Source organism: Oerskovia douganii (assembly GCF_015142735.1).
Taxonomy (GTDB): Bacteria; Actinomycetota; Actinomycetes; order Actinomycetales; family Cellulomonadaceae; genus Oerskovia; species Oerskovia douganii.
Window position 1 is genome coordinate 42,245 of the sequence record NZ_JACSPN010000021.1, and the last position, 24,588, is coordinate 66,832.

Consider the following 24,588-nt stretch of genomic DNA (forward strand, 5'->3'; position numbering starts at 1 on the left):
GGCCACCCCGGCAAGAGGTCGACGGACCCTTTTTCTCGGGGCGCGTTCACCACAGGTTCATCCACAACGGGAACGCCGCACTGCCGCGCTTACCCACAGGCTTGTGCACAGAATCTGTGGATAACTCTGTGGGTCGTTCACACCCAGAACCTCGCCGAGCTCTCCGCTGCGATGCGTTCCTCGACCTCCGCAGCCGACACCTCGAAGCTCCCGTCGTCCACCAGGACCCCCTGGACCCGCCCCTGGAGCACGGCCGCGAGCCGCGCCAGCAGAGCCCGCGCACGGGTCCGGGCCATGAGGTGCAGCCCCGACGGCTCCTCGACCTCCAGCTCGTACGGATCGGTCGGGAGCCACCGGAGCCGGTAGGCGAACGGACCGTACTCGCGCCAGTCGAGCGCGGCGAGCGCCGCGGGCACCTCGCGCACCTTCTGCACCACGACCTGGACCGCGCCGTCGTACGGCGTCTGGCCGACCAGCACGAAGTCGACCAGGTGGTCCGCACGCTCCTCGACCTCGGTCACCTGCGCACCCGGGACGAAGGTCCGCAGCACCCCCAGGGCCGCCTCCGGCACGAGCGCGTGCGCGCTGTACAACGTCAGGTCCACCCCCTGCGCCGGGTCGGGCGTCAGCACGCTGACCCCGTCGGCCACCACGCTGCCACCGACCTTGCGCGCGGCGGCGACCGCCCACCGCACCGCCCGGAGCTCCAGGTCGTCGGGCAGGCCCGCCGCGAAGACCCGACCGAGCCCGTCCCGGTCCTCGAGAGGCCCCGTGGCGGGCCCCCGCGACCGGTGCCCGACCCGGACCGCCCACACCTCGGCGACCGCGGACGCCAGGCCCAGGCCTGCCGCACCGGGCGGCTGGACCCCGAACGGCCCGACGACCTCGACGCCCTCCGTGAGCCGGAGCACCCCGGGGCGACGGACGTCGTCGGGCACGACGCCGCGGAACCGGGCCCCCGCCATGGGGCGCTCGGCCGGACCGCTCGTCGGCTCGCTCACCCAGCCCGCCTCCGGGAACCAGGCCCGCGCGAGCGCCTCGATCCCCGGCCGCACCACGCCCCGTGAGCGCGGCAGCGCGAGCAGGTGGTCGCTGCTGTACATGTCGGGGACCCACCCCGTCGCAGGAAGCGTCATGACGTGACGCTAGACGCCGCGAGGACCGCCCAGGATGCCGGGAGGTTACGGGCGTGGGTCGGCTGCGGGCGTCAGGAGGTGGGGGCGCCGACGTCGTGCAGGTGGTGGACGACGTCGTGCAGGAAGTACCGGCCGAGCGTGCGCACCGTGAAGACCGAACCGTTGGACCGGCGCCCGGGTCGCTCCCAGTCGTCGGGCCCGACGGCGTCGAACCGGCCCGCGACCCGGTCGCCCGCGATCGCGACCTCCCGTGCGAGGACCTGCGGGTCCTGGTGCTCGTAGTCGCCCGCGAGCGCCGCCGCGTCCTGGTCCCAGTTCGCGAACAGCGGGTCGTCGCCCTCGACCATCGACGCCAGCCGCACGTCGAAGATGCCGAACACGTCGCGCACGTGCGCCGCGTACTCGAGCGGGGACCACGTGTGCTCGTCAGGACGCACCGCGACGTCCGGACGCGCGAGGACCTCCTGCCAGCGCGGGATCGTCGCGCGCACGGCCGGCCCCACCTGGTCCGGGTCGACCGTGCCCGACACGAAGCCGCACTCGGGGCAGGGACGGTCCAGGACCCAGGTCCAGTCCTTGGTGTCGGGCGTGATGCCGGACGAACCGGCCGGGACCTGCGGGGGTGTCGTCATGCACCGGATGCTAGGACCCCGCGGCGCACCGCGAAAGCCCCCGACCGGTTCGTGGACCTCACTCCTCCGGGCCGGGCTGCGGGATCTCGTCGAGGAGGAGGACGTCGAGGGGCTCGAGCATCCACTCCTCGAACGGCACGCCCTGGAACAGGTCGAACAGCGCGTCCTCGCCCGTGGTGAACGCCTCGGCCGACTCCCAGATCGTGGTGAGGACGAGCCGCTCGCCGTCACCCTCCGTCCACGCGACGGCCTGGATGATCCCCTCGACCGAGCGTGCCGTCAGGACGGCCTGCTGGAGGTACGCGAGCGTCGCCCCGCGGTGCTCGGGGCGTGGACGGTGCACGACGACCTGCGTGAACATCGGTCCTCCCCAGGGCTCAGTTCAGCCTCCACGCTACGAGTCGGTGCCGACCCCTGGGAAGAGGACGACAGGGTGATGTCTCAGGTCGCCCTGGCGCCGTCGCCCATCTGGTCGAGCGAACGCCCCTTGGTCTCCGGGAGGAACCGGAGCACGAAGAACACCGCGAAGGCCGAGATCGCGGCGAACGTCCCGTACGTCGCAGGCAGCCCCCAGGCCTCGCTGACCACCGGGAAGGACCGCGTCACCGCGTAGTTCACGAACCACTGGACGGCCGTGGCGACCGCGAGCGCCGTCGCCCGCATCACCGGCGGGAACATCTCACCGAGCAGCACCCACCCGAGCGGCCCCCACGTGAGGCCGAACGACACCACCATGAGGTTGACCGCGACGAGGGCGGTCATGGCCCAGGCCAGCGGGAAGACCAGCTCGCCCGAGGCCGACGTCGTCGCGTGGCCGAACGCGAACGCCGTCACCGCGAGGGACACCGCCATGCCCACCGAGCCTGCCGCGAGCATGGGACGGCGCCCGAACCGGTCCGCGAGCCCGATCGCGACGACCGTGACCGCGATGTTGACCGCGGCCGTCACCAGGGACATGGTCAGTGCCTCGGACTCGGTGAACCCCACCGACTCCCACAGCGACGTCGAGTAGACGAACACCGCGTTGATGCCGCTGAGCTGGATGAGCGCCGCGACGCCCAGGCCGATCCACACGATGGGCCGCAGCCCCAGGGCGCTGCCCCGCAGGTCCCGGAGCGAGCTCCTCGTGTGCGTCCCGACCGACGTGCGGATGCGGTCGACCTCCTGGTCGACCTCGTGGTCCCCGAGCCCCGAGAACCCCTGCAGGACGCGCTGCGCCTCGACCTCCCGCCCCTGGGCCACGAGGTAGCGCGGGGACTCGGGCAGTCGCAGCGTCGCGAGGCCGTAGAGGGCCGCGGGAACCAGCTCGGCCAGGAATATCCAGCGCCACGCGGGGATGCCCGCCCACAGGTCGTTCGCCGCCCCTCCGGCCGCGCGGGACATCGCGAGGCCCACGGCGAGGGCCACGAAGATCCCGATCGTGATGAAGAGCTGCTGCAGCCCGCCCAGTCGCCCGCGCGAGCGCGGCGGCGCGATCTCGGCGATGTACGCGGGTGCCATGACCGACGCGGCGCCGATCCCGACGCCCGCGAGGAACCGCACGGGCAGCAGCACCACGACCGACGGCGCGAACGCGGCAGCCACCGCGCACACCCCGAACAACGACGCCGAGAGCAGCATGACGCGCACCCGCCCCAGGCGCTCCGAGACCGACCCCGCGAACCAGGCCCCCACCGCGCACCCCAGGAGGGACAGCGACGCCACCACGCCCCGCAGGCTCGCGCCCAGCTCGAAGTGCTCGCTGAGCGCGCCGACCGCCGAGTTCACGACCGAGGTGTCGAACCCGAACAGCAGCCCGCCGAGGGCCGCCGCGAGGCACGCGAGGAGGACACGGCCGGGGACGCGGGGGCGCTCCTCGGGACCAGGTTCAGGACTCATGCGTACGACACTGCCACGCGCGCGTGCCCGGCGGACGACGGGTGGGGGGTGATCCGCGCCCCGGCCCGCGCGTGTCAGGGCCGGTGCGCACCCGAGGCCGCACCGGTCCTGGCGCGTCGGCCGACGGCCGGGCTCACAGCACCTGGCTCGCGAGCACGGCCTACTCCTCGTCCGAGAACAGCCGCGACCGGATGATGAACCGCACGCCCTCCGGTGCCTCGACGCTGAACCCCGAGCCACGTCCCGGCACGACGTCGACCGTCAGGTGCGTGTGGCTCCAGTACTCGAACTGGCCGCGGCTCATCCAGAACGGCACCGTGAACGTCGCCCCGTCGAGGTCCGCACCGGGCGCCGCCCCGGCGGGCGGGTCGTCCCCCGCGACACCCAGCGGACCCGAGGGGCCCGTGAGCGCGACGTCCGCGAGCTCGGCCTCGGCGAGCTCGGAGAACGGGTCGGCCACCACCAGGTCGCCCAGGTGGACGTCGGCCTCCGACGTGATGAGCTCGCCCTGCGGGTAGCACATGGGCGACGAGCCGTCGCAGCACCCCCCGGACTGGTGGAACATGAGCTCGCCGTACTGGACCCGCAGCCGGGCGAGCAGCTCGGCGGCGGCCGGGGTCAGCGCGACCCTCTCGGCCGGCACCTCCCCGGGCGAGGAACCCACCACCCCGGGCGCGGTGACCTGCGGGGCGGGTGTGACGTCGTCGGGCATGATCCTTCTCCCCTCGTGATGGACGGACGGACGGACGAGCGCGGGCGGGGCCCGCCGGCCCCGCCCGCCGTGGCACGACGGCCTAGAAGAAGCCGAGCCTCGTGGCCGAGTAGCTGACCAGGAGGTTCTTGGTCTGCTGGTAGTGGTCGAGCATCATCTTGTGGTTCTCGCGGCCCACGCCCGAGCCCTTGTACCCGCCGAACGCCGCCGCCGCGGGGTACGCGTGGTAGCAGTTCGTCCAGACGCGACCCGCCTGGATCTCGCGGCCCGCCCGGTAGGCGATGTTGGCCTCGCGCGACCACACGCCCGCGCCCAGGCCGTACAGGGTGTCGTTCGCGACCGTGATCGCGTCGTCGAAGTCGGCGAAGTCCGTGACCGCGACGACGGGGCCGAAGATCTCCTCCTGGAAGATCCGCATCGAGTTCTTGCCCTCGAAGATCGTGGGCGTCACGTAGTAGCCGCCCGCGAGGTCGCCGCTCATCTCGGCGCGCGTGCCGCCCGTGAGGACCTTGGCCCCCTCGGCCTTGCCGATGTCGATGTAGCTGAGGATCTTCTCGAGCTGGTCGTTGGACGCCTGCGCGCCGATCATGGTCTCGGTGTCCAGGGGGTTGCCCTGCTTGACGGCCCTGGTCCGCTCGATCGCGTCGCCCAGGAACGAGTCGTAGATCGACGACTGGATGAGCGCGCGCGACGGGCACGTGCACACCTCGCCCTGGTTGAGGGCGAACATCGTGAACCCCTCGAGGGCCTTGTCGTAGAAGTCGTCCTTCTCGCGCGCCACGTCCTCGAAGAACAGGTTGGGCGACTTGCCGCCCAGCTCGAGCGTGACCGGGATGATGTTCTGGCTCGCGTACTGCATGATGAGCCGGCCCGTCGTGGTCTCGCCCGTGAACGCGATCTTGCGGATGCGCGGGCTCGACGCGAGCGGCTTGCCCGCCTCGACCCCGAACCCGTTGACCACGTTGAGGACGCCCGGGGGCAGCAGGTCCCCGATGATGTCGATCAGGAACAGGATCGACGCGGGCGTCTGCTCGGCGGGCTTGAGGACCACGCAGTTGCCCGCCGCGAGCGCGGGCGCCAGCTTCCACACGGCCATGAGGATGGGGAAGTTCCACGGGATGATCTGCCCGACCACGCCCAGCGGCTCGTGGAAGTGGTACGCGATGGTGTCCTCGTCGATCTCGGAGATCGAGCCCTCCTGCGCGCGGATCGCGCCCGCGAAGTAGCGGAAGTGGTCGATCGCGAGCGGGATGTCCGCGGCGAGCGTCTCGCGCACGGGCTTGCCGTTCTCCCACGTCTCGGCGACCGCGATCTTCTCGAGGTTGGCCTCCATGCGGTCGGCGATCTTGTTGAGGATCACGGCGCGCTCGGTCGCCGTGGTCCGGCCCCAGGTGCGGGCGGCGCCGTGCGCGGCGTCCAGGGCGCGGTCGATGTCCTCGGCCGTGCCGCGCGCGACCTCGGTGAAGGTGCGGCCCGTGACGGGGCTCGGGTTCTCGAAGTACCGGCCGCTCGCCGGGGCGACGTACTCGCCGCCGATCCAGTGGTCGTAACGGGACTTGTACTCGGCGATCGCTCCGGGGGTGCCCGGGGCAGCGTAGACGGTCATGTGCGTCTGCCTCCTCGCAGTGCTCTGTTGCCTGTCGTGGACCGCCGCCGCCCGTCTGCCCGCCGTCCCGCGTGGTCCACGACCCGTGGCGCACCGTTGCGCCCGGGTGCACCGGAGGCTACGTGGGGCAGGGTTGCAGGAGCGTTGCAGTCACGCTGTCAGAACGTTCAGCGCAGCGAGCGGTCCAGCAGCGCGATCCGCGCCCGGGCCCGCGCGGCCGTGGGGCTCCCGGGGGCGGCGAGCGCCGCGAGCCGGTGCCAGGCCGCGTGGTCCTCGGCCCCCTCGTCGCTCGCGAGCCACCGCGCCACCGCGCCGGGGTCGCCCGACGCGAGGACCGCGCCGCGCACCTCGGCCGACAGCTCGTCGCGCAGCCGCTCGACCCCCGGCGCGACCGACCGCGGCAGGACCGGCCCCGCGTACGCCGTGAGCGCGGCGTGCACGTCACCGGCACCGAGCAGGTGCCGCACGGTGTCGAGGTCGGTGCGCAGCGGCGCCCCCAGCCGGTAGGGTCGCGACCCGCCCAGCAACGGTCCGACCGCCCGCCGCAGCCGCGACACCTCGGCCCGCACGGTCACGTCGGAGAGCTCGTGGGGGTGCAGCAGCACGGCCAGCTCGTCGGCGGCGAGCCCGCGCGGGGCCGCGGCGAGCAGCAGCAGGATCTCGCTGTGGCGAAGGCTCAGTCGGCCCGACGGCGCAGCGTGCGTCCCGCCGTCGGGCACGGTCGCGTAGGTCCCCGGGCCGGGCCAGCCCGCGGCCGCTCCCGGCGCCGCGCGCAGCACGCCGCTGGCCGCCCCCAGGACGTCGAGCCGCGGCGCGAACCCGTGGCCACCCGTGGCAGCGTCGGCGCCCGGACGGTGCTCGGTGCCGTGCTCGGCGAGCTCGCGCTCGACCGCCGCGACCGAGGCCCGGACGAGCGAGAGCACGACGCCCGAGGCCGCGACCTGACCGCCCGTGACGTCGAGGACGCCGAGGATGCGGCCCGTGCGCAGGTCGCGGACGGGCGCGGCCGCGCAGTTGAGGGACTGGGCGGGACGCGTGAAGTGCTCGGCGCCGAGGACCTGGACGGCGCTCCCGGTCGCGAGGGCCGTGCCGGGCGCGTTGGTCCCCACGCGCTCCTCGCGCCAGACCGCGCCCTCGACGAACCCGATGCGCGCCACGTCGTCGCGCACGCGCGCGCTGCCCTCGACCCACAGGAGGCGACCGGCGTCGTCGGTCATCGCGACGACCGCGCTCTCCCCTGCGAGCCCCTCGACCAGGAGGTCGCGCACGATCGGCATGGCGCGGGCGAGCGGGTGGTGTGCGCGGTAGGACGTGAGGTCCTGGTCGGACATCGACACCTCGGGGTGGGCCACGTCGGGGTCCACCCCGCTGCGCGCGCTGCGGCGCCACGACGCCGCGACGAGCGGTCGAACCCCCAACGGGAGCGCTCCCGTGCTCAGGAACGCGCTGTGCGCGGCGCGCACGCCGACGGTGCCGGGCCTGCTGCCGGGCCCGGTGGGGCGCGGGCTGTCCGGCGGAGGGTCGGACGGGTGGGCGTCGGGGCGCTGGGGATGGTCGGTCACGATCGCTCCCTTCGACGCCCTCGTCGAGTCCTGCCGGTCCTGGGGCCAGTGTAGGTCGGGAGCCGTGCGCCGTCCTGGGGTCCGGGAGGCCCGGAATCGTGCGGATTAGCAATCTGACACGAAGTGCCTATGATGTCAGCATGCCGAAGATCATCGGCGGTTCGCTCCACGAGCACCGCGCACAGACCCGTCAGAAGCTCTTCGCGGCGCTCTCGAACCTCATGATGGACCGCGGCTTCGACGCGATCTCCCTCGCGGACATCGCCGCGGCGGCCGGCGTGGGACGCACCGCGGTGTACAACCACTTCCCCGACAAGGAGTCCCTGCTCCTCGGGTTCATCACCCACGAGACCGAGCAGTACGTCGGCACCCTGGAGCGCGCGCTCGAAGGGGTCGACGACCCGGTCGAGCAGCTGCGCACCTACATCCGCCAGCAGGCGCAGCTCAAGCGCGTCTTCCACCTCGCGCCCGGACCGGACCTGCGCACCGTGCTCTCGCGCGGCACCCAGCAGCGCCTGCGCGAGCACGCCGTGATCGTCGAGGACACCCTGCGCCGCATCCTCACCGCAGGCATCGCGTGCGGCGAGTTCCCCGACCAGGACCTCGGCACCACGGTCCAGCTCGTCAACGCGTGCCTCTCGGGACGTCACATCCCCGAGGACCCCGCCGCACGCGAGCGCGCGATCGAGGCGACCGAGGCGTTCGTCCTGCGCGCCGTCGGCACGCAGGAGCTCGTGGCGGGCTGAGCCGTTTGACACCCCGCGCGGCGCGCTGCGAACCTGCGGCGTGACCTCGACCGCCCCGGCCCGCACCTTCCTCGCCCCGACCCTCACGTTCGTCCTGCTGACGTTCGTCGCATCGGGCGCGCTGCTCCAGCTCCAGCCCGCCTCGGGGATCGACCCGGCGGTGCTCGCGCTCGTCCAGCTCGGCCCCGCGGTCGGGGCCGGGATCACGCTCGCGATCTTCCGTGGGCGCCTCGCGCCCCTCCTGCCCGACGCCGTCCCCCGCCGTCAGGTCGTCGCGCACCTGGTCCTGGCGCTCGCGGCCTGCCTGCTGTACGCGGGCGTGCTCGTCACCGTCCTGCTGGTGCAGGGCGAACCGCTCGAGGGCGCGCACGGCGTCGCGGGCGTGCCGTTCGTCGTGCTCACGCTCACGTACCTCGTGGGTGCGGCCGGCGAGGAGATCGGGTGGCGCGGCATGCTCCAGCCGTTGCTCGAGAACCGGTTCTCGCTCCTGGCCGCGAGCATCGTGACGGGCCTCGTGTGGGGCGTGTGGCACGTGCAGATCTTCACCGCGGGCCCCGTCGTGGTCGTGGCCTTCCTGCTCGCGACCGTCGCGCTCTCGGTGCTCGTGGGCCACTTCGGCCGCGGGACCGTGTGGCAGCGCGTCGCGCTCGCGACGCTCGTGCACTGGCTCGTGAACCTCGCCCTGCTGCTCGCCCTCGGCGACCGGCACTCGACGCCCGACGGCACCGTCGCGAACGCGATCGCCGCGCTCGTGACCACGGCCGTGTTCATGGCGATGTTCGCGGCAGCGCAGCGCAAGCGCGGCAAGAGCGCGCTCGTGGCGCGCAGGACGCAGGACGTCGCGGCCTAGGGCGCACGCCCGGCGCGGGCCTCGCGCCACCCCGACGTCCCGTCATGCTCCCGGCGGGACCGTCCGCTGCCCGACCCTGCGGATCGCCTCCAGGGGATAGGGCGTCTCCCGGCTCTCCCGGCGGAACCGCAGGTGGAAGTCCCCGACCACCGCTGCGACCGGCGCGTGTCGGGTCAGGGCGGCGGCGACCCCCGCGGGAGCCGCACCAGGGGGCGCTCCCTCGGCGACCGAGCGCACGAACGCGCTGCGTTCCTCCGGCCCGTAGCCGTACAGGGCGACGGCCAGCCAGTTCACGAGGTAGGTGGCGCTGTACCAGCGGTCGTAGTCGCGGTGCTCGCGGAAGAAGTCGGTCTCGCCCTGCGTGAGCTCGAACCGGGAGGAGATCGCGAGGCCGTAGTCGGCGAAGAAGAGCCGCTCACCGTCGGTCAGGATGTTCTCGAAATGAGCATCGAGGTGCAGCAGCCCCTGGGAGCTCATGAACGAGATACCGCGTTCCAGCTCGTCGTCGACCAGGGCGCAGGCCTTCTCGGCGGCCTCTCCCCCCGCCCCGACCTGGTCACCCAGCCAGGCGTGCAGGGTCTGCGGGACGTACTCGAGGAACAGCACGAGGCTCGCCGAGGACTGCGCGAGAGCCTCGATCCGGCGCCGCACCTCCGGCCCGCCTCCCCAGTAGGCGACGGCCCGGTCCACGTCCGCCAGCTCCTCGGGCAGCGGCCGACCGGCGTCCGGCAGCACCCGCCAGTGGTGCATCACGGGGAACCCCTCGTAGTCCCCCGTGATCACCCAGCTCGTCGTCATCACGTGCACGGCCAGCTCGCGCCATGCACCGAACCCCGGGCCGCCGATGCTGCCGACACCGAAGTGGCAGAAGCTCGGCAGATCGAACAGGTTCGCCGTGGAGCGGAGGTTCTCCGGCTGCCGCTCGAGGTCGGTGAGACGCACCTGCTTGACGAAGACCGGGGCCCCGTCGACGTCCAGCAGGACCGTCGTCCCGCCGATGCCGGATCCGATCGGGGTGCCCGCGTCCACCAGCTCCCGCAGCCTGCGGTCGCTGCACAGCGAGAGCGACGTGGAGACGGCCCCGTGGACGGCCAGGCGAGAGGCACGGGACATGTCAGGGCTCTTCAACGCCGCCTCCAGCCGGGCACCTGCTTCTCGTGCACGCCGTGTCGGCGGACATCGCGGCGGGAGCCGCCGACAGCCTCTCACGTGGTGCCCGTGGCCTTCCCGGCCCGACGACGGAGCGCGGCTCCCGCGGGTCGGCCCACCGCTCCGAGCGGGCCAGGTGTCGTCGTCGCCGTCCCCCGACGCCCGTGCCCCGGGCACCCGTTTCGCGGGACGCGCGCCTAGAGTGCTCCGGTGCCCCCCGCAGAACCGCCACGTCCCCCAGCCCGGCCCGGGCACCCCGAGGAACCCGCCCGGCGCGGGCTCGGACGGTCCTTCGCCAACGTCTTCACGGCCAACATCAGCTCGAGCCTGGCCGACGGGATCGCGCGCGTCGCCGCACCGCTCCTCGCAGCCCGCCTGACCGACGACCCCCTCCTCGTCGCGGGCATCGCCGCCGTCGCGATGCTCCCCTGGCTGTTCTTCGCGATCCCGTCGGGCGTGCTGCTCGACCGGATCGACCGGCGCCACGCGATGACGATCGCGAACGGCACCCGGACGCTCCTCGCGGTCGCGCTGATCACCCTCTTCGCGACCGGCACCCTGACCATCTGGTGGCTGTACGTCGTGATCTTCGCGTACGGAGCGCTCGAGACGCTGTACGACGGCGCGATCCGGGCCGTCGTCCCCGCGATCGTGCGCCGCGCCGACCTGCCCCGCGCCAACTCGCGCATCGAGGCGGGCGAGCTCGTCGTGCAGAACTTCCTCGCGGTCCCCCTGACGTCGGCGCTGTTCGCCGTGGCCGTCGTCATCCCGCTCGGGATCGGCGCGCTGTCCTACGCCGTCGCAGGGGTCCTCGCGTTCTTCCTGCCCGCAGCGGCGGCCGGCGCCCACCGCGCGCACCAGGCGCACCAGGCGCACCCCGCGCTCCCGCCCGTCCGCACGACGCTGCGCCGCCAGCTCACCGACGGCTACCGCTTCATCATGAGCCACCCCATGCTGCGCCCGCTGTGGTTCCTCAGCATCCTCATCGCCCTGTTCTTCTCGGCGGCGATCGCGACCGACGTGCTGTTCGTGCTCGAACGGCTCGAGGTCCCCGAGAAGTGGTTCGGGGTGTTCATGCTCTCGGGGGCGGTCGGCGGGATCCTCGGAGCGGCGGTCGTGAGCCCGCTCAAGCACCGGTTCGGGGCCGGTCCCGTCATGGCCGCGGCCAACTTCGTCGGGCCGGTCGCGCTCGTCGTCATGGGGTTCTTCCCGACGATCCCGGTCGCGGTCGTGTGCTTCGCGGTGTCGTTCGGCTCGACGTCGGTGTGGAACGTCCTGGTCATGTCGCTGCGGCAGGCCGCCATCCCGGGCCACCTGCTGGGCCGGGTCCACGGGACGTGGCGCACGCTGCTCTGGGGAACCATGCCGCTGGGCTCGCTGCTGGGCGGGCTGCTCGCCCGGATCGACCTCACGACCCCCCTGATCGTCGCGGGCGGGCTCACCGTCGTGGTCTCCCTGGTGGGCTACCGGTTCCTGCACGGGCTGCCCGACCCCGAGGACGTCGCGGAGCACGCGCTTCCCAGTCCGTGAGATCTCGCCCACAGAGCATAGGTAAACCTCACCTCACTGTTGTATCGTTCCTGACGCGACGTCATGACGATGTGTCACGACACACCGCGGATCCTGCGCCGACCCTCCTGGCGCACGTGCCGACGTCGTGCACGTGACACGACGAACCGCAGGAGCCCCTCGTGACCGCTGAAATGACCGCTGAGACCCTCCCCACCGGCGCCGCACCCGCGTCGCTGTCGCTCCGCCTGCGCGAGGGCACTCGCCCCGAGCACGAGCAGGCCGAGACCACGGGCTTCGTCGAGAAGCTCATGGGAGGCGAGCTCGACGTCGCCGCCTACACCGACCTCGCCGCGCAGCAGTACGCGATCTACGGTGCGCTCGAGCAGGCCAGCGCCCAGATCCGCGACGACGCACAGGGTGCGACCCTCGTGTTCGACGAGCTGACCCGCACGCCCTCGATCGAGAAGGACCTCGCGTTCCTCGTCGGACCCGAGTGGGCCACCGAGATCCGCATCCTGCCCGCGACCGAGGCCTACGTGGCCCGTCTGCTCGAGGTCGGCACGTCGCTCCCCGCCTACGCGGCGCACGCCTACACGCGCTACCTGGGCGACCTGTCGGGCGGTCAGATCATCAAGCGCATGATGGAGCGCCACTACGGGCTCGGCCCCGACGGCCTGGCGTTCTACACGTTCGACGAGATCCCCAAGGCCAAGCCCTTCAAGGACGTCTACCGCGAGCGCCTCGACTCGCTGGACCTCACCGACGAGCAGCTCGCCGAGACCGTCGCGGAGGCCAAGCGCGCGTTCCGCCTCAACAGCGCGCTGTTCGCGGAGCTCGGCGCGGTCCACTGCTGACGGCTCGCTGAGAGCGCCGGGCTCGGCGCCGAACAGGTGGTTGCGGCTCGTCGAGCGGGCGGTCGAGGTTCGTCGACGGCCCGGTGCGCACCGCGACCGCCTGCTCGGCACCGGCGACGGGTCGGCCCGAGCCCCCCCGACGTCTCCAAGATCACAGAAGATCCTGGGACCCGTGCACCTCCTGGGGGCGGACGTAGGTTAGCCTCAACTTACCCGGAGCCGCCCCTCGTGCGGGCGGCCGACCCCTGCTGGAGCCCCTGTGATGTCGCACCCTGCCCGCGTACCGTCCACCGAGCAGCGCCGCGGTCCGCGGACGCGTCGCCTGCGACGCTCGTCCGCCGTCGGCGTCGCAGGGCTCGCCGCGGTCCTGCTGGTGACCGGCTGCGCCCCGCTCCCGTACGAGCCGCCGAGCCAGACACCGGCACCCACCACGGACCAGGCCGCACCGGCCGCCCCCGAGGCCGACACCACCGCGACGCTCGACGCGTGCACGGCCCTCGAGACGGGCGAGCGTCCCACCGTGGACCCCGCGACGTTCCCGACCGGCCCGACGACCGCGACGTTCACCGACGACGTGATCGACCCGATCGCCACGGCCCCCACCCCGACGCTGCCCGTGACCGTGCAGTCGTTCGACGGCCGCGAGGTCACCGTCACCGATGCCTCGCGCATCATCGCGGTGGACCTGTACGGCACGCTCGGCGAGATCGTCTACAGCCTGGGCCTGGGCGCGAACGTCGTGGGCCGCGACCTGCCCACCGGCTTCCCCGAGGCCGCCGACGTCCCCGTCGTGACCGGCGCGGGCCACGCCCTCAGCATCGAGACCATCCTCGGCCTGGACCCGAGCGTCATCCTGACCGACGCGACGCTCCTCACGGACACCGCCCGCTCGCAGCTCGAGTCCTCGGGCATCCCCGTCGTCTACTTCGACGAGGCCCGCACGCTCGACGGGATCGACGACCGCATCACCGCGGTCGCGACCACGCTCGGCGTCCCCGAGGCCGGCGCCGCGCTCGTCGAGCGCACCGACCAGCAGGTCTGCGCCGCGCTCGCGGGAGTCCCCGCGAACACGGGAGACCCCCTCGTCGCGTTCCTCTACCTGCGCGGCTCCAACATCAAGATGCTGTTCGGGCCGGGCTCCGGGGCCGACGACCTGATCCGCGAGATCGGCGGCCAGGACGCAGGGACCACGATCGGCCTCACGCAGCAGTACGCACCCGTCACGAGCGAGGCCATCATCTCCGCGGCCCCGGCCGCCTACCTCGTCATGACCGACGGCCTCGAGTCGAGCGGTGGGCTCGACGCCATGCTCGCGATCCCTGGCCTCGCCCAGACGCCCGCGGGCCAGAGCCGGCGCGTGATCGACATGGACGGCAGCCGCCTCCTGACGTTCGGCCCCCGCACGGGCGAGACCATCGCGTCGCTCGTCGAGGCGTTCTACGGCGTCCCCGCACCGGACCTGAGCACGGTCGGGGCTGCCGGCACGTCGGCCGCCGCCGGGACCGCAGCCCCGTGACACCTGCCTCCCGCCCCGCAGGCCCGACGACGTCGCGCACCACCTCCGGCTCCCTCACCTCCGAGCAGCGCACCGCGGACGGGACGACCACCGACCGTGGCGGGCCGGGCACCGCGGTGAGCGGCGCCGTCGGGCCTGCTGGTGGCCAGGGCCGCCGCACGCGGACGCCCGACGCGCTGCCCGCCGTGGGGCGCGGCCGACGCCGCGCCGCGACCTGGCTCATGGTCGGGCTCGGCGTCGCGCTGCTCGTGCTCACCGTGCTGTCCGGGATGACGGGGCAGGTGCCCGTGTCGCCCGCCGAGGTCCTCGGCTCGCTCATGCACCACATGGGCCTCGACATCGGCCCCATGCCCTCGCACCCGCAGGGCGAGAACACGCTGTGGGTCGTGCGCTTCCCGCGCGTCGTCCTCGCGATCGTCGTCGGGGCCGCGCTCGCGTGCTCGGGCGCGCTCATGCAGGGCGTGTTCGGCAACCCGCTCGCCGAGCCCGGCGTGATCGGCGTCTCGGCGGGCGCGGCCGTCGGGGCGTGCGCGGTCATCGTCACCGCGGGCTCGCTCGTCTCGGGGACCTGGGTCGCCGCCGCGGCCTTCCTGGGCGGACTGATCACGACGTTCGTCGTCTACGCGCTCTCGCGGTCCGGCGGGCGCACCGAGGTCGTGACGCTCGTCCTCACGGGCATCGCGGTCAACGCGTTCGCGGGCGGGCTGCTCGCGTTCTTCACGTTCGTCGCCGACCCTGCCGCGCGCGAGCAGATCGTGTTCTGGCAGCTCGGCTCGCTCGGCGGCGCCACGTGGGGGTCGGTCGCGGTCGTCGCGCCCATCGCGATCGTCGGCGTGACCGGCGCGATGCTGCTGCGCCGCCAGATGGACCTGCTGTCCCTGGGCGAGCGCGCCGCGCACCACCTGGGCGTCGACGTCGAGCGGCTGCGCCAGATCGTGATCGTGCTCGTCGCGCTGCTCGTCTCCGCGGGCGTCGCGTTCACGGGGATCATCGCGTTCGTCGGGCTCGTGGTGCCGCACCTGGTCCGCATGGTCTGCGGGCCGAGCCACCGCTGGCTCATCCCCGCCTCGACGCTCGGCGGCGCCGTGGTGCTGCTCCTCGCAGACCTGGTCTCCCGCTCGCTCGTCGCCAACGTCGAGCTGCCGCTCGGCATGATCACCTCGCTCGTGGGCGGCCCCTTCTTCTTCTACCTGCTGCGCCGCACGCGCTCTCGCCAGGGAGGCTGGGCATGACCCGCGACATGGTGGACCCCGAGTCGCGGCACGAGGGCAGCAGCTTCTGGTCGTCGCTGCGGACCGCGGTCACGGGGCGGCGACGCTCGTCGCGGCTGCCCGCCGTCCCCACCCCGGGGACCGTCGTGACCGAGGCGCGCGGTGCGGTGCTCTCGCTCGACGGGACGCCCGTGCTGCGCGACGTGTCGGTCACGGTCCGGGCAGGTGAGGTCCGTGCGCTGCTCGGACCCAACGGTGCGGGCAAGTCGTCGCTGCTCGGGGCGCTCACGGGCGACCTGCCGCTCGACGGCGGGTCGGTCCTGGTCGACGACGCCCCCCTGCGGTCCTGGAGCCCGACCGAGCTCGCGATGCGCCGGGCCGTGCTCATGCAGCAGATCCACCTCAGCTTCCCGTTCACGTCGCTCGACGTCGTGCAGATGGGCCGCGCTCCGTGGCGCGGCACGCCCCTCGAGGAGGCCGACGACCAGGTCGTGGCCGAGTCCCTCGCCGCGACCGACGTGTCGCACCTCGCGGGCCGGCACTTCCCGTCGCTGTCCGGGGGTGAGAAGGCGCGCGTCGCGCTCGCGCGCGTCCTGGCGCAGCGGACAGGTCTGCTGATGCTCGACGAGCCGACCGCCGCGCTCGACCTCAAGCACCAGGAGCTCGTGCTGCAGATCGCGCGACGGCACGCGGAGGCCGGAGGTGCCGTGGTCGTCGTCGTGCACGACCTGGGGCTCGCGTCGGCGTACGCGGACCAGGTGACCCTGCTGTCGGGCGGGCGCGTCGTGGCCGACGGTCCGCCCCGTGAGGTCCTGACGGCCGAGCTGCTGAGCGAGGTGTACGACTACCCGGTCGAGGTCGTCGAGCACCCGGGCGGCGGGTCACCGATCATCCTGCCGGCGCGTTCCCTGGCGTCGCGGTAGAGGACTGCCGTCGAGAAGTATCCCCACCGCCTGCCTTCAGGCTTGCCTCCACAACGTCCGAACGCTAGCCTTCTAGCACTACATCCCCCACGCCTCTCGACGATGCGCAAACCGGGGGATTTTTTCTATTTCAGGGGGCAGACCAGGATGCCAGCACGCCCGCAGCGCCCGCGGGGAGTCCTCACATACTCCAAGCCTGCGCTGACGCACGACGCCCTGGTCGACCGCATGATCGAGCGGGGCCTCGTCGTCCGGGATCCAGACCGGACAGTTCGCTATCTCCGCCACGTGGGCTACTACCGAATATCGCCCTACCTGATCCCCTTCCGGGCAGCCCGAACCGCCGAGGGCCTGAGAGACGGCACAACATTCGACCAGGTGCTCGATCTCTACGTCTTCGACCGCAAGCTCCGCCTCTTGCTCATGGACGCCATCGAACGGATCGAGGTATCCGTGCGATCGAGTCTTACAGACCACATGTCCGTGCAGCACGACGACCCGTTCTGGTACGTCGACGTCGCGCACTTTCGCGATCACTTCAAGCACCGGCAGTTTCTCACCATGCTCCGTCGAACCTGCGAGGGTCAGCTTGCGTCCTCGCCGGAGCACTCGGAGGGGGACCTTGCACACGCGTCTGCCCTCGAGCACTACTTAACGACCTACGGAGAACCAGAGCTCCCGCCGTCATGGCTGATGGTCGAGACACTGACCTTGGGTCAGCTATCGAACCTCGTCACCAACCTGGCCAGGGCGGCCGACGTGACACGAGTGGCTCGACCGCTGGGGCTCCCTGGTCCCCTGCTGCTGTCCTGGTTGCGCACCTACGTCCGGGTGCGCAACGTCTGCGCGCACCACGGGCGTTTGTGGAACGTCGGGCTCGGCGTCTACCCCGCCATACCGACGTCCCCGTCCGTGCACTGGCTCGCCGATGCGGACACGCTCTCGTCCTCTGTCCGTCTGAGGCGTCTCTACCCCGTGCTCGTGTCTCTCCAGAGCGTCCTGTGCGTGGTGTCGCCACGATCATCGTGGGCCCGCCGGTTGAGCTCGCTCCTCGACCAGCATCCCGACGTCCCCCTTGCGGGGATGGGCATACCGCCTGACTGGCGGTCAGACCCGTTCTGGTCCGAGCGGTTGGCTGCGCGCTCCTCAATCTCCCTTGACAGCCGGTCCTAGTCAGCAGCCACGCGGAGTAGCAGGAGCCGATCTGGCCGGGCGGCCGGGGACCCGTGTGCTACAGGTGCCGGTCCGCGTACACCGCGAGCGCGTCCCGCACGAACGTCGCCCCCTCGACGCCGCCGTAGCTCGCGGCGAACCGCTCGTCGGCCACGTACATCTCCCCGAGCCCGACGACGTACTCCTTGACCGGTGCCGAGCCGTGCCCCGGTGTGCCCGGGATCCCGCTCAGCCACTCGACGTGGCGCCGCGCGAGCGCCTGCGCCTCGTCGCCGTCGGGCGCGAGCCCGGCCTGTGCGGCGGCCGCCCAGTCCGCGGCGAGCCGCCGGGTCTGCTCCTGGTGCGCAGCCTTGTCCTGCGGGGACAGCCCGCGCCACCAGGTGTCGCCCGTCCGGTAGGAGTCGGCACCCCACCGCTCGGTGACCTCTGCCTCGTGCTTCGTGTGGTCGAACCCGTCGAACATGTCGTCCGCCATGAGTCGCCCATCTCCTTCCATGGTCGTGATCGTGCGCTCGACCGACGCGATCTGTCGCGCCAGCCGCTGCTGCTCGGCCCGCAGGGCGTCCAGGTGGGTCCGCAGGGCCGTCGCCTGCGCGGCGGCACTCGTGGCGTCCTCCCGGCCGAGGATCTCGGCGATGGCCGGGAGGCCCACGCCGAGCTCCCGCAGCAGGAGGATCCGCTGGAGCCGGACGAGCGCGGGCCCGTCGTAGTACCGGTAGCCGTTGTGCCCGACCCTGCTGGGCGCGAGCAGCCCGACGTCGTCGTAGTGACGCAGCGTGCGGCTCGTGGTCCCGGCGAGGCGGGCGATCTCCTGGATCGACCAGTCGGTCGCGGGCTCGGTGCGTGCGGTCATGCGTTCTCCTCCTTCCCAGGGGTCCTGGTCGCCTCGGGTGAGGCAGCACGATCGACCCTAGAAGTTGACGTTACGTCAAGGTCAACCCCTGGTTCCCCCGGCCCGACGCCGTCACTCGCCGCGCAGCACCCGCGCGAGCTCGTCCGTGGTCGCCACGACCCGGAGGGCGCCCGCCGCCTCGAGCTCGCCCTGCACCGCGTAGCCCCAGGCGACGCCGATGCAGCCGATGCCGTGCGCGGCGGCCCCCAGCACGTCGTGCTCCCGGTCGCCGACCATGACGATCTCCTCGCGCGGCGGCGGGCCGGGCGGGAGGGCGGCCAGCGACGCGAGCGCGTGCTCGATCACGTCCGCCTTGGCGCCGCGCGTCCCGTCGAGGGTCGCACCGTAGACGCCCTCGACCAGGTCGTCGATCCCGAAGTGCGCGGTGATGCGGCGTGCGTAGACCTCGGGCTTGGAGGTCGCGACCGCGAGCCGGACGCCCGCGTCGCGTACCGCCGTCAGGCACTCCAGGACACCCGGGTAGAGGGAGTTCTCCAGCATGCGCCCCGCGGCGTAGACGCCGCGACGGCCTCGGGGACGCGGTCGGCCGGGACACCGTGCCGCGCGAACGTCTCGGCGAGCGGCGGGCCGACGAAGCTCTGCAGGGTCTCGTCGGTCGGCACCTGGATCCCGAGCGCCCCGTAGGCGTGCCGGATCGACGACAGGATGCCCGGGGCCGAGTCCGTCAGCGTGCCGTCGAGGTCGAGGAGGGCGAGTCGGTAGGGAGGGTTCGCGGTGGTCACGGGGTCGATTCTCCCCCGCGGTGCCGCCCGGCCGACGCTACCGCCGAGCCGCTATCCCGGCGGGTCGCTCGGCCGTGCCTGACCACCCCGGCGCCTCGCGAGCCCCCACCCGGCCACGAAGCCGAGCACCAGCAGCCCGGCCCCCACCGCGGCCAGGCCCAGCGAGTGCGAGGCAGGTCGTGGCGGGACGTAGGTCGCGTCCGCGAGCGGGGCGTAGGCGAACCACCCGAACGTGGTCGGCCTCGACGCGAACCACCCGCCGACGCCGACCAGGAGCACTCCTGCCACGAGGCCGACGAGTCCTCCCCGCCCCAGGGCGCCGCGGGAGCGTGGGGGTACCGGTCCGGGGACGGAGGGTGGAGTCATGGCGCACATCCTGGCCGACCGGCCACGAGGCCGCAACGCCCCACGCCAGCAGCCCCTACTCTCCGACGCTCCCGTCGATCGCCTCGCGGATCAGGTCGGCGTGCCCGTTGTGCCGCGAGTACTCCTCGATCATGTGAACCAGGATCCAGCGCAGGTTCCAGCGCTCCCCGTCCCGGTTCGCTCGCGCCGAGCGCGTGTCGAGCCCTTCACGGGACGGGTCCGCCAGGGTCTGCGCGACGACCAGGTCCGAGGCGGCGATGGCGCGGTCGAGGAGCCCCCAGAGCTCTGTCGCCGTGGCGCCTGCGGCGCTGTGCCAGTCCCAGTCGATGTCGGCGTCCCAGTCGACGGCGTCGAGCGGCGGCATCGCCGGTCCGTCCTGGAACACCTCGGTGAACCAGTAGGACTCGACGACCGCGAGGTGCTTGACCATGCCTCCCAGGGTCATGCTCGACGGGCCGTGCGCGCGGACGAGCTGTTCGGCGTCGAGGTCGGCCGTCTTCAGCCGCAGGGTCTCGCGGTGGTAGGTGAGGAACTCGGTGAGGACGGTCAGCTCGTCTCCCGAGCGCTGCGGGATGGTGCGGGGGTCGTCGTCCACGGACCCGACCCTAGCGAGACCTGCGTGTCACCCGCGCCAGGTCGACGTGCGGGCACGTCGACCTGGCACCCGTCATTCCCCGACGAGCCCACGCACCACGCGGTACGACAGGTGCGTCACCAGGTGGTTGCTGCTCACCGGCCCGGGCTCGACGCGCAGGCCTCCCAGGCCCTCGAGCAACCGCTCGCCCGCCCCCAGGAGCACGGGGGCGACGTGCAGCCCGAACTCGTCGACGAGGCCCGCCGCGAGGTAGGCCCGCATGGTCGAGGCGCCGCCCGCGATCCCGACGTGCCCGTCGCGGGAGGCGGCGAGCGCCTGCGACAGCGCGGACTTGATCCCGTCCGTGACGAAGAAGAACGTCGTGCCCTGCATGACGAGGGGTTCGCGTGGGTGGTGCGTGAGCACGAACACGGGCGCGTGGTAGGGCGGCTCCTCGCCCCACCATCCCCTCCAGGCCTCGTCCCACGGGCCGCGACCGGGCGCGAACATGTTGCGTCCCATGACGAACGCGGTGGGGGCGGCGATGGACTCGAGCGCGGCCGTGTTGGCCTCGGGCTCCTCGAACATCCACCGGTGCAGCTGTTCGCCGCCCTCCCCGAGGGGGTTCTCGAGGGACTGGTGCGGTCCCGCGACGTACCCGTCGAGCGGCAGCCCGACGTCGAACGTCACCCTGCCCACGCGGCTCACACCGACTTCCGCGTCCGGCGGATACCCACGAACAGGCCGACGGCGCAGGTGACCGCCGCGGCGACCACGCCCCACAGGACCGTGGTGCTCGCGAACGTCCCGCCGAACAGTGCGCGCTCGGCGTCGACCATGTAGGTCAGCGGGTTGAACTTCGCCGCGGTCTGCATCCACGACGGGCCGGCCTCGAGCGGGAGCATCATGCCGGACAGGATGAGGAGCGGGAACAGGAGCGACTGCTGCACGCCCCAGAACAGCCACTCGCGGTTCTTCGCGGCGAGCGCGAGCGCGCACGACAGCGCCCCGACGCCGACCCCGAACAGCCCCAGGAGCGCGAGCCCGGCGATCGCGTGCAGCGGGTAGAACGTGAACCCGAAGGGGATGCACACGAGCGCGATCAGCAACCCCTGGACGACGAGCGGCGCGAACTCCTTGAGCGCGCGGCCGACGAGGATCGCGGACCGGTCGAGGGGCGTCGCGAGGACGCGCTCGTACGAGCCGGTCATCATCTCGTAGAGCAGGTTCGAGCCCGTCATCGAGGTCCCGAACAGGGAGATCATGACGATCACGCCGGGCACGAACCACTGGAGGGTCGCGGCCGTGGTCCCGCCGGGGCCACCCATGCCGCCGCCCACGGCGCCGGTCAGGAGCGGCCCGAACAGGCCCAGGAAGATCAGCGGCTGGAGCAGCGAGAAGATCAGGGTGAAGGGGTCGCGCAGGACCAGGAGGATCTCGCGCGTGAAGACGGCCCAGGTGTCGCCGAGGAACTTCGCGGTCCCCGAGCGCCCGACGTCGGAGCGCCGGTCGGTCGCCTGCCTCGCCCCGGGCCGTGGCCCGCTCGTGGTGCCGATCCCGACGTTCGTCAGGCTGGCGGTGCCCGGTGCCCGAGCGACCGCGGGCTCGGCACCTCGAGTCGTGTCCTGCTCGTCCATCACGCCGCCTCCTCGCGCAGGCTCCGACCGGTCAGGTTGAGGAACACGTCGTCGAGGCTCGCCTGCTTGAGCCCCGCCGAGCGGACCGAGAGCCCTGCGACCCGCAGGGACTCGATCGCCTCGGGCAGCCGGTCGGCGCCGTGCGTCGTGGAGAGGGTCACGGTGACGTCTCCCCCGGCACCGACGGTCGCGTGCAGCCTGTCGCCGGGTCCGTCGGATCCGCCGCGACCCGGCTCGCCGGCTCCGCCCCCCACCTCGCCCACGACCGGGGCGAGGGCGGCGCGGACGCGCGTGACGTCGTCGGGCACCTGGGCCGGGGAGCCGGGCGTGCCGGCGACGACGAGCGTCACGACGTCGTCCGCGTGGTCGCGCTTGAGCGCGGCGGGCGGGGCGTCGGCGACGATCGTGCCGTGGTCGATGACGACGACGCGCTCGGCCATGGAGTCGGCCTCGTCGAGGTAGTGCGTGGTGAGGACGATCGTCATGCCGTAGCGCTCGCGCAGGACGCCGATGTGCTCCCACAGGTTGGCGCGGCTGTGCGGGTCGAGGCCCGTCGTGGGCTCGTCGAGGAACAGCAGCGGCGGGTGGTTCATGAGGCCGAGCGCGACGTCGAGACGCCGGCGCTGCCCGCCCGACAGGCTCTGGACCGTGCGCTTGCCGAGGCCGTCGAGCTCGAGCGCCGCGAGGAGGTCCGCGGCCCGGCGCTGGTACTCGCTCGCGGGCAGCCCGTAGAAGCGCCCCTGGTTGTGCAGCTCGTCGGCGACCCGGTAGGAGAACCCTCCCCCGTTGCCCTGGCCGATGTACCCGATCCGGGACCTGACCTCGGCGGGCTGGGTGCGGATGTCGAACCCGGCGACCTCTGCCCTGCCCGACGTGGGTTCGAGCAGGCTCGTGAGCATGCGCAGGGTCGTGGACTTGCCTGCGCCGTTGGGGCCGAGGAACGCGACGAGCTCCCCCTCGCGGACGTCGACGTCGATCCCCTTGACCGCCTCGACGACCTCCTTCTTGCGGTGGAATGTCTTGGTCAGCCCTTCGGTGTGGATCATGGCTCACGCCTCTCGCGTACGGTGTACCGGAATGAATTTTCACGTTAGCATACGGTGTACGGGAACTGAAGAGGCTCCTGGCACCGCGCGGAAGTGGGAGGATCGGGCACCATGGCCAGCAACACCGTCGCACCGGTCCCCTCCGACGGGGTGGACTCCGCCGGGCGCCCGGACTCATCGGTCGACGCGTCCGCGCACACGCCTGCCGACGTTCCCGCCGCCGGCACCCGCACCACCCCCGAGGACGACGCCGCCCCGGACCCGACCGACCAGGTCCCCCGCCCACCCGAGGTGACCCGACGCCTGGCGCTGCTCTGGGACCCGCCCGCACCGCCGACCCGCGGCCGCAAGGCCCGCCTGACGCTCGACGAGGTCGTGACCGCCGGGATCGCCGTCGCCCAGGAGGTCGGGCTCGAGGCCCTCTCGATGCGCCGCGTCGCCGCCCGGCTCGGCGTGGGCGCCATGTCGCTCTACACCTACGTGCCCGGGCGCACCGAGCTCGTCGACCTCATGATCGACCGGGCGTTCGGCGAGCTCGACCTGCCCCCGGCCGACGCCCCCTGGCGCGCGGGCCTGTCGCGGTACGCCCGCCAGGTCTGGGCCCTCTACCAGCGCCACCCCTGGATCCTGCAGACCAACATGTGGCGCCTCCCGCTGGCCCCCCACGTGCTCGACGCCCAGGAGGCCGGCCTGCGGACCCTCGTCGACACCGGGCTGCCCGCCGACCAGGTCGTCGAGATCCTCGGGCTCGTCGACGCGTTCGTCCGCGGGCTCGCACGGGCCGCCGTCGCCGAGACGGTCGAGAACGACGTGAGCGGCATGTCCAGCGACGAGTACTGGACGTCCATGAGCAGCTTCTGGGCGGACTGGTTCGACGTCGAGCGCTACCCCGTCATGACGCGCATCTGGGAGGCGGGCGGGTTCGACGCCCCCGCCGACCCGTTCGACGCGTCCCTCGACCGGTTGCTCGACGGCGTCGAGATGACGATCGACCGGGCGCGCGAGCAGGCCTGACCCCGGGCGCGCCGAGAACGAGGTTGCGGTCGTTCTGACGCGGTCAGCGACCTCAGGTCCGTTCTCGACCGCGCGCAACCCCCTGCTCGTCGGCCGCACCGGAGCCGCCGGCGCGCGCCAGCCGCCCCCGGGCGCTACGTTCCGAGGACGAGGCCGACGACGCCCGCGGACCCGCTGCGGGACCGGCCCGGCGAGGACGGTGGACCATGACCGAGCACGAGGAGTCCCTCACGGGCCGCACCACCAAGATCGCCCGCCGCCTCTGGGGGCTCGCCTACCTGCGGGGCGCCCTGTTCCTCCTGATCGGCGTCGTGCTGTTCGTCGAGCCGGACCGTGGCATCCAGTGGCTCACGTGGCTCGTCGCGGCCATGGCGGCCCTCCAGGGGATCCTGTTCCTGATCGAGGCCGGGCGGCAGCGGGCCGACGGCGAGGGCGGGGTCTGGCGCTGGGTCGTGGGCGGCCTGGGGGTCGGCGTGGGCCTGCTGCTCGCGTTCTGGCCGTCGGCGAGCGTGACGCTGGTCCTGCGGCTCGTGGGGATCTGGGCCCTGGTCGCGGGGCTGATCGGCCTGATCGGTGCGCTGCGCGCGCGGCGCACCCGCGAACCCGGTTGGGACTGGGAGCTCGCGACCGCCGCGCTGTGGCTCGTGTTCGGCGTCCTCGTCCTCGTGAGCCCCGTGACGGGGCTCCAGACCATCACGGTGCTCGTGGGCCTGTACCTCGTGGTCACCGGGGTCGTGATCCTCGTCGCGGCGTTCGCGCAGAGCACGGCCGCGAAGGACGCGAAGGCCGCGCTCGCGGGCCCGGGCGCCCCGGCGGGCCCCCGGGCGTAGGGCGGGCGGCCCGCCGCGTCCGGGCG

The 24,588-nt window shown here is 72.8% G+C and carries 25 protein-coding genes and 1 pseudogene; 10 read left to right on the plus strand and 16 right to left on the minus strand.

Annotation, left to right across the window (positions count from 1 at the left end; all coding sequences use genetic code 11):
• Positions 1-137: 137 nt before the first annotated feature.
• From H9623_RS14790 to H9623_RS14820, 7 genes are all read right to left on the minus strand, one after another.
• Positions 138-1,136 carry a hypothetical protein gene (locus tag H9623_RS14790; RefSeq protein WP_193720799.1) on the minus strand — a complete coding sequence of 333 codons (999 nt, stop codon included), beginning with the start codon at positions 1,134-1,136 and terminating at the stop codon, positions 138-140.
• A 71-nt stretch (positions 1,137-1,207) separates the two neighbouring features.
• Entirely contained in the window at positions 1,208-1,768 is a 561-nt protein-coding gene (locus tag H9623_RS14795; RefSeq protein ID WP_193720800.1) for a DinB family protein, read from the minus strand.
• Between the two features lie 58 nt (positions 1,769-1,826).
• The gene (locus tag H9623_RS14800; RefSeq protein ID WP_193720801.1) at positions 1,827-2,129 is read right to left on the minus strand and encodes an antibiotic biosynthesis monooxygenase; all 303 of its coding nucleotides are present in this window, start codon (positions 2,127-2,129) and stop codon (positions 1,827-1,829) included.
• Between the two features lie 80 nt (positions 2,130-2,209).
• Complete coding sequence (locus H9623_RS14805; protein ID WP_193720802.1) at positions 2,210-3,646, minus strand: sugar porter family MFS transporter; 1,437 nt, start codon at positions 3,644-3,646, stop codon at positions 2,210-2,212.
• A gap of 160 nt (positions 3,647-3,806) precedes the next feature.
• Positions 3,807-4,289 (minus strand): DUF779 domain-containing protein, encoded by a 483-nt coding sequence (locus tag H9623_RS14810; protein WP_321575472.1) that lies wholly within the window; start codon positions 4,287-4,289, stop codon positions 3,807-3,809.
• Between the two features lie 151 nt (positions 4,290-4,440).
• Positions 4,441-5,964 (minus strand): aldehyde dehydrogenase, encoded by a 1,524-nt coding sequence (gene adh, locus H9623_RS14815; protein WP_193720804.1) that lies wholly within the window; start codon positions 5,962-5,964, stop codon positions 4,441-4,443.
• Between the two features lie 167 nt (positions 5,965-6,131).
• Positions 6,132-7,526 carry a GAF domain-containing protein gene (locus H9623_RS14820; RefSeq protein WP_321575467.1) on the minus strand — a complete coding sequence of 465 codons (1,395 nt, stop codon included), beginning with the start codon at positions 7,524-7,526 and terminating at the stop codon, positions 6,132-6,134.
• Between the two features lie 140 nt (positions 7,527-7,666).
• Between H9623_RS14820 and H9623_RS14825 the strand changes: the two genes are divergently transcribed.
• Positions 7,667-8,272, plus strand: a complete 606-nt coding sequence (locus H9623_RS14825; RefSeq protein ID WP_193720805.1) for a TetR/AcrR family transcriptional regulator — start codon at positions 7,667-7,669, stop codon at positions 8,270-8,272.
• Positions 8,273-8,312: 40 nt separating this feature from the next.
• Positions 8,313-9,122 carry a CPBP family intramembrane glutamic endopeptidase gene (locus H9623_RS20065; RefSeq protein WP_193720806.1) on the plus strand — a complete coding sequence of 270 codons (810 nt, stop codon included), beginning with the start codon at positions 8,313-8,315 and terminating at the stop codon, positions 9,120-9,122.
• A gap of 42 nt (positions 9,123-9,164) precedes the next feature.
• Here the strand turns inward: H9623_RS20065 and H9623_RS14835 are convergent, their stop codons facing one another.
• A complete protein-coding gene (locus tag H9623_RS14835; RefSeq protein WP_193720807.1) occupies positions 9,165-10,235 on the minus strand; it encodes a protein kinase family protein in 1,071 nt (356 codons plus the stop codon).
• Positions 10,236-10,481: 246 nt separating this feature from the next.
• Between H9623_RS14835 and H9623_RS14840 the strand changes: the two genes are divergently transcribed.
• The 6 genes from H9623_RS14840 (at position 10,482) to H9623_RS14865 (ending at position 17,460) form a co-directional block, all read left to right on the plus strand.
• On the plus strand, positions 10,482-11,801 hold the full coding sequence (locus tag H9623_RS14840; protein WP_193720808.1) for an MFS transporter: 1,320 nt from the start codon (positions 10,482-10,484) through the stop codon (positions 11,799-11,801).
• Positions 11,802-11,962: 161 nt separating this feature from the next.
• On the plus strand, positions 11,963-12,637 hold the full coding sequence (locus H9623_RS14845; protein WP_321575468.1) for a biliverdin-producing heme oxygenase: 675 nt from the start codon (positions 11,963-11,965) through the stop codon (positions 12,635-12,637).
• A gap of 262 nt (positions 12,638-12,899) precedes the next feature.
• On the plus strand, positions 12,900-14,153 hold the full coding sequence (locus H9623_RS14850; RefSeq protein WP_193720809.1) for a heme/hemin ABC transporter substrate-binding protein: 1,254 nt from the start codon (positions 12,900-12,902) through the stop codon (positions 14,151-14,153).
• A gap of 221 nt (positions 14,154-14,374) precedes the next feature.
• Positions 14,375-15,385 (plus strand): FecCD family ABC transporter permease, encoded by a 1,011-nt coding sequence (locus H9623_RS14855; protein WP_193720829.1) that lies wholly within the window; start codon positions 14,375-14,377, stop codon positions 15,383-15,385.
• Entirely contained in the window at positions 15,382-16,287 is a 906-nt protein-coding gene (locus H9623_RS14860; RefSeq protein ID WP_227748721.1) for a heme ABC transporter ATP-binding protein, read from the plus strand. The genes H9623_RS14855 and H9623_RS14860 overlap by 4 nt, the downstream gene beginning before the upstream one ends.
• Positions 16,288-16,515: 228 nt before the next feature.
• Complete coding sequence (locus H9623_RS14865) at positions 16,516-17,460, plus strand: Abi family protein (RefSeq protein ID WP_227748722.1); 945 nt, start codon at positions 16,516-16,518, stop codon at positions 17,458-17,460.
• A gap of 58 nt (positions 17,461-17,518) precedes the next feature.
• On the opposite strand, the gene H9623_RS14870 is transcribed toward H9623_RS14865, so the two are convergent.
• The 8 genes and pseudogenes from H9623_RS14870 to H9623_RS14900 all read right to left on the minus strand — a co-directional run bounded on the left by H9623_RS14870 (position 17,519) and on the right by H9623_RS14900 (position 22,718).
• Positions 17,519-18,313, minus strand: coding sequence for a MerR family transcriptional regulator (locus H9623_RS14870; RefSeq protein WP_193720811.1), 795 nt, complete (start codon positions 18,311-18,313; stop codon positions 17,519-17,521).
• 111 nt (positions 18,314-18,424) lie between these two features.
• Positions 18,425-18,895 (minus strand): annotated as a pseudogene (locus H9623_RS14875) (HAD family hydrolase); the annotation flags it as partial.
• Positions 18,811-19,095 carry an HAD hydrolase-like protein gene (locus H9623_RS19850; RefSeq protein WP_321575469.1) on the minus strand — a complete coding sequence of 95 codons (285 nt, stop codon included), beginning with the start codon at positions 19,093-19,095 and terminating at the stop codon, positions 18,811-18,813. The pseudogene H9623_RS14875 and the gene H9623_RS19850, both read right to left, overlap by 85 nt.
• A 51-nt stretch (positions 19,096-19,146) precedes the next feature.
• On the minus strand, positions 19,147-19,461 hold the full coding sequence (locus H9623_RS14880) for a hypothetical protein (protein ID WP_193720812.1): 315 nt from the start codon (positions 19,459-19,461) through the stop codon (positions 19,147-19,149).
• A 55-nt stretch (positions 19,462-19,516) separates the two neighbouring features.
• Positions 19,517-20,056 carry a DinB family protein gene (locus H9623_RS14885; protein WP_193720813.1) on the minus strand — a complete coding sequence of 180 codons (540 nt, stop codon included), beginning with the start codon at positions 20,054-20,056 and terminating at the stop codon, positions 19,517-19,519.
• Between the two features lie 72 nt (positions 20,057-20,128).
• Entirely contained in the window at positions 20,129-20,743 is a 615-nt protein-coding gene (locus H9623_RS14890) for a dihydrofolate reductase family protein (protein WP_321575470.1), read from the minus strand.
• Positions 20,740-21,672, minus strand: coding sequence for an ABC transporter permease (locus H9623_RS14895; protein ID WP_193720814.1), 933 nt, complete (start codon positions 21,670-21,672; stop codon positions 20,740-20,742). Before H9623_RS14895 ends, H9623_RS14890 begins: the two co-directional genes overlap by 4 nt.
• Positions 21,672-22,718, minus strand: a complete 1,047-nt coding sequence (locus H9623_RS14900; RefSeq protein ID WP_193720815.1) for an ABC transporter ATP-binding protein — start codon at positions 22,716-22,718, stop codon at positions 21,672-21,674. The genes H9623_RS14895 and H9623_RS14900 overlap by 1 nt, the downstream gene beginning before the upstream one ends.
• A gap of 111 nt (positions 22,719-22,829) precedes the next feature.
• Here H9623_RS14900 and H9623_RS14905 point away from each other — a divergent pair, with 111 nt between their 5' ends.
• Together H9623_RS14905 and H9623_RS14910 are read left to right on the plus strand one after the other, a co-directional pair.
• Positions 22,830-23,732 carry a TetR/AcrR family transcriptional regulator gene (locus H9623_RS14905; RefSeq protein WP_193720816.1) on the plus strand — a complete coding sequence of 301 codons (903 nt, stop codon included), beginning with the start codon at positions 22,830-22,832 and terminating at the stop codon, positions 23,730-23,732.
• Positions 23,733-23,938: 206 nt separating this feature from the next.
• Positions 23,939-24,562, plus strand: a complete 624-nt coding sequence (locus H9623_RS14910; RefSeq protein ID WP_193720817.1) for an HdeD family acid-resistance protein — start codon at positions 23,939-23,941, stop codon at positions 24,560-24,562.
• Positions 24,563-24,588: the final 26 nt, after the last annotated feature.

Bases quoted from the DNA above. Each gene is read 5' to 3' on its own strand.
- H9623_RS14880 (WP_193720812.1), bottom strand. From the start codon at position 19,461: ATGACTCCACCCTCCGTCCCCGGACCGGTACCCCCACGCTCCCGCGGC.
- H9623_RS14900 (WP_193720815.1), bottom strand. From the start codon at position 22,718: ATGATCCACACCGAAGGGCTGACCAAGACATTCCACCGCAAGAAGGAG.
- H9623_RS14870 (WP_193720811.1), bottom strand. From the start codon at position 18,313: ATGACCGCACGCACCGAGCCCGCGACCGACTGGTCGATCCAGGAGATC.
- H9623_RS14850 (WP_193720809.1), top strand. From the start codon at position 12,900: ATGTCGCACCCTGCCCGCGTACCGTCCACCGAGCAGCGCCGCGGTCCG.
- H9623_RS14835 (WP_193720807.1), bottom strand. From the start codon at position 10,235: ATGTCCCGTGCCTCTCGCCTGGCCGTCCACGGGGCCGTCTCCACGTCG.
- H9623_RS14805 (WP_193720802.1), bottom strand. From the start codon at position 3,646: ATGAGTCCTGAACCTGGTCCCGAGGAGCGCCCCCGCGTCCCCGGCCGT.
- H9623_RS14790 (WP_193720799.1), bottom strand. From the start codon at position 1,136: ATGACGCTTCCTGCGACGGGGTGGGTCCCCGACATGTACAGCAGCGAC.
- H9623_RS14855 (WP_193720829.1), top strand. From the start codon at position 14,375: ATGGTCGGGCTCGGCGTCGCGCTGCTCGTGCTCACCGTGCTGTCCGGG.
- H9623_RS14895 (WP_193720814.1), bottom strand. From the start codon at position 21,672: ATGGACGAGCAGGACACGACTCGAGGTGCCGAGCCCGCGGTCGCTCGG.
- H9623_RS14910 (WP_193720817.1), top strand. From the start codon at position 23,939: ATGACCGAGCACGAGGAGTCCCTCACGGGCCGCACCACCAAGATCGCC.
- H9623_RS14865 (WP_227748722.1), top strand. From the start codon at position 16,516: ATGATCGAGCGGGGCCTCGTCGTCCGGGATCCAGACCGGACAGTTCGC.
- H9623_RS14825 (WP_193720805.1), top strand. From the start codon at position 7,667: ATGCCGAAGATCATCGGCGGTTCGCTCCACGAGCACCGCGCACAGACC.
- H9623_RS14860 (WP_227748721.1), top strand. From the start codon at position 15,382: ATGACCCGCGACATGGTGGACCCCGAGTCGCGGCACGAGGGCAGCAGC.
- H9623_RS14905 (WP_193720816.1), top strand. From the start codon at position 22,830: ATGGCCAGCAACACCGTCGCACCGGTCCCCTCCGACGGGGTGGACTCC.
- H9623_RS14795 (WP_193720800.1), bottom strand. From the start codon at position 1,768: ATGACGACACCCCCGCAGGTCCCGGCCGGTTCGTCCGGCATCACGCCC.
- H9623_RS14800 (WP_193720801.1), bottom strand. From the start codon at position 2,129: ATGTTCACGCAGGTCGTCGTGCACCGTCCACGCCCCGAGCACCGCGGG.
- adh (WP_193720804.1), bottom strand. From the start codon at position 5,964: ATGACCGTCTACGCTGCCCCGGGCACCCCCGGAGCGATCGCCGAGTAC.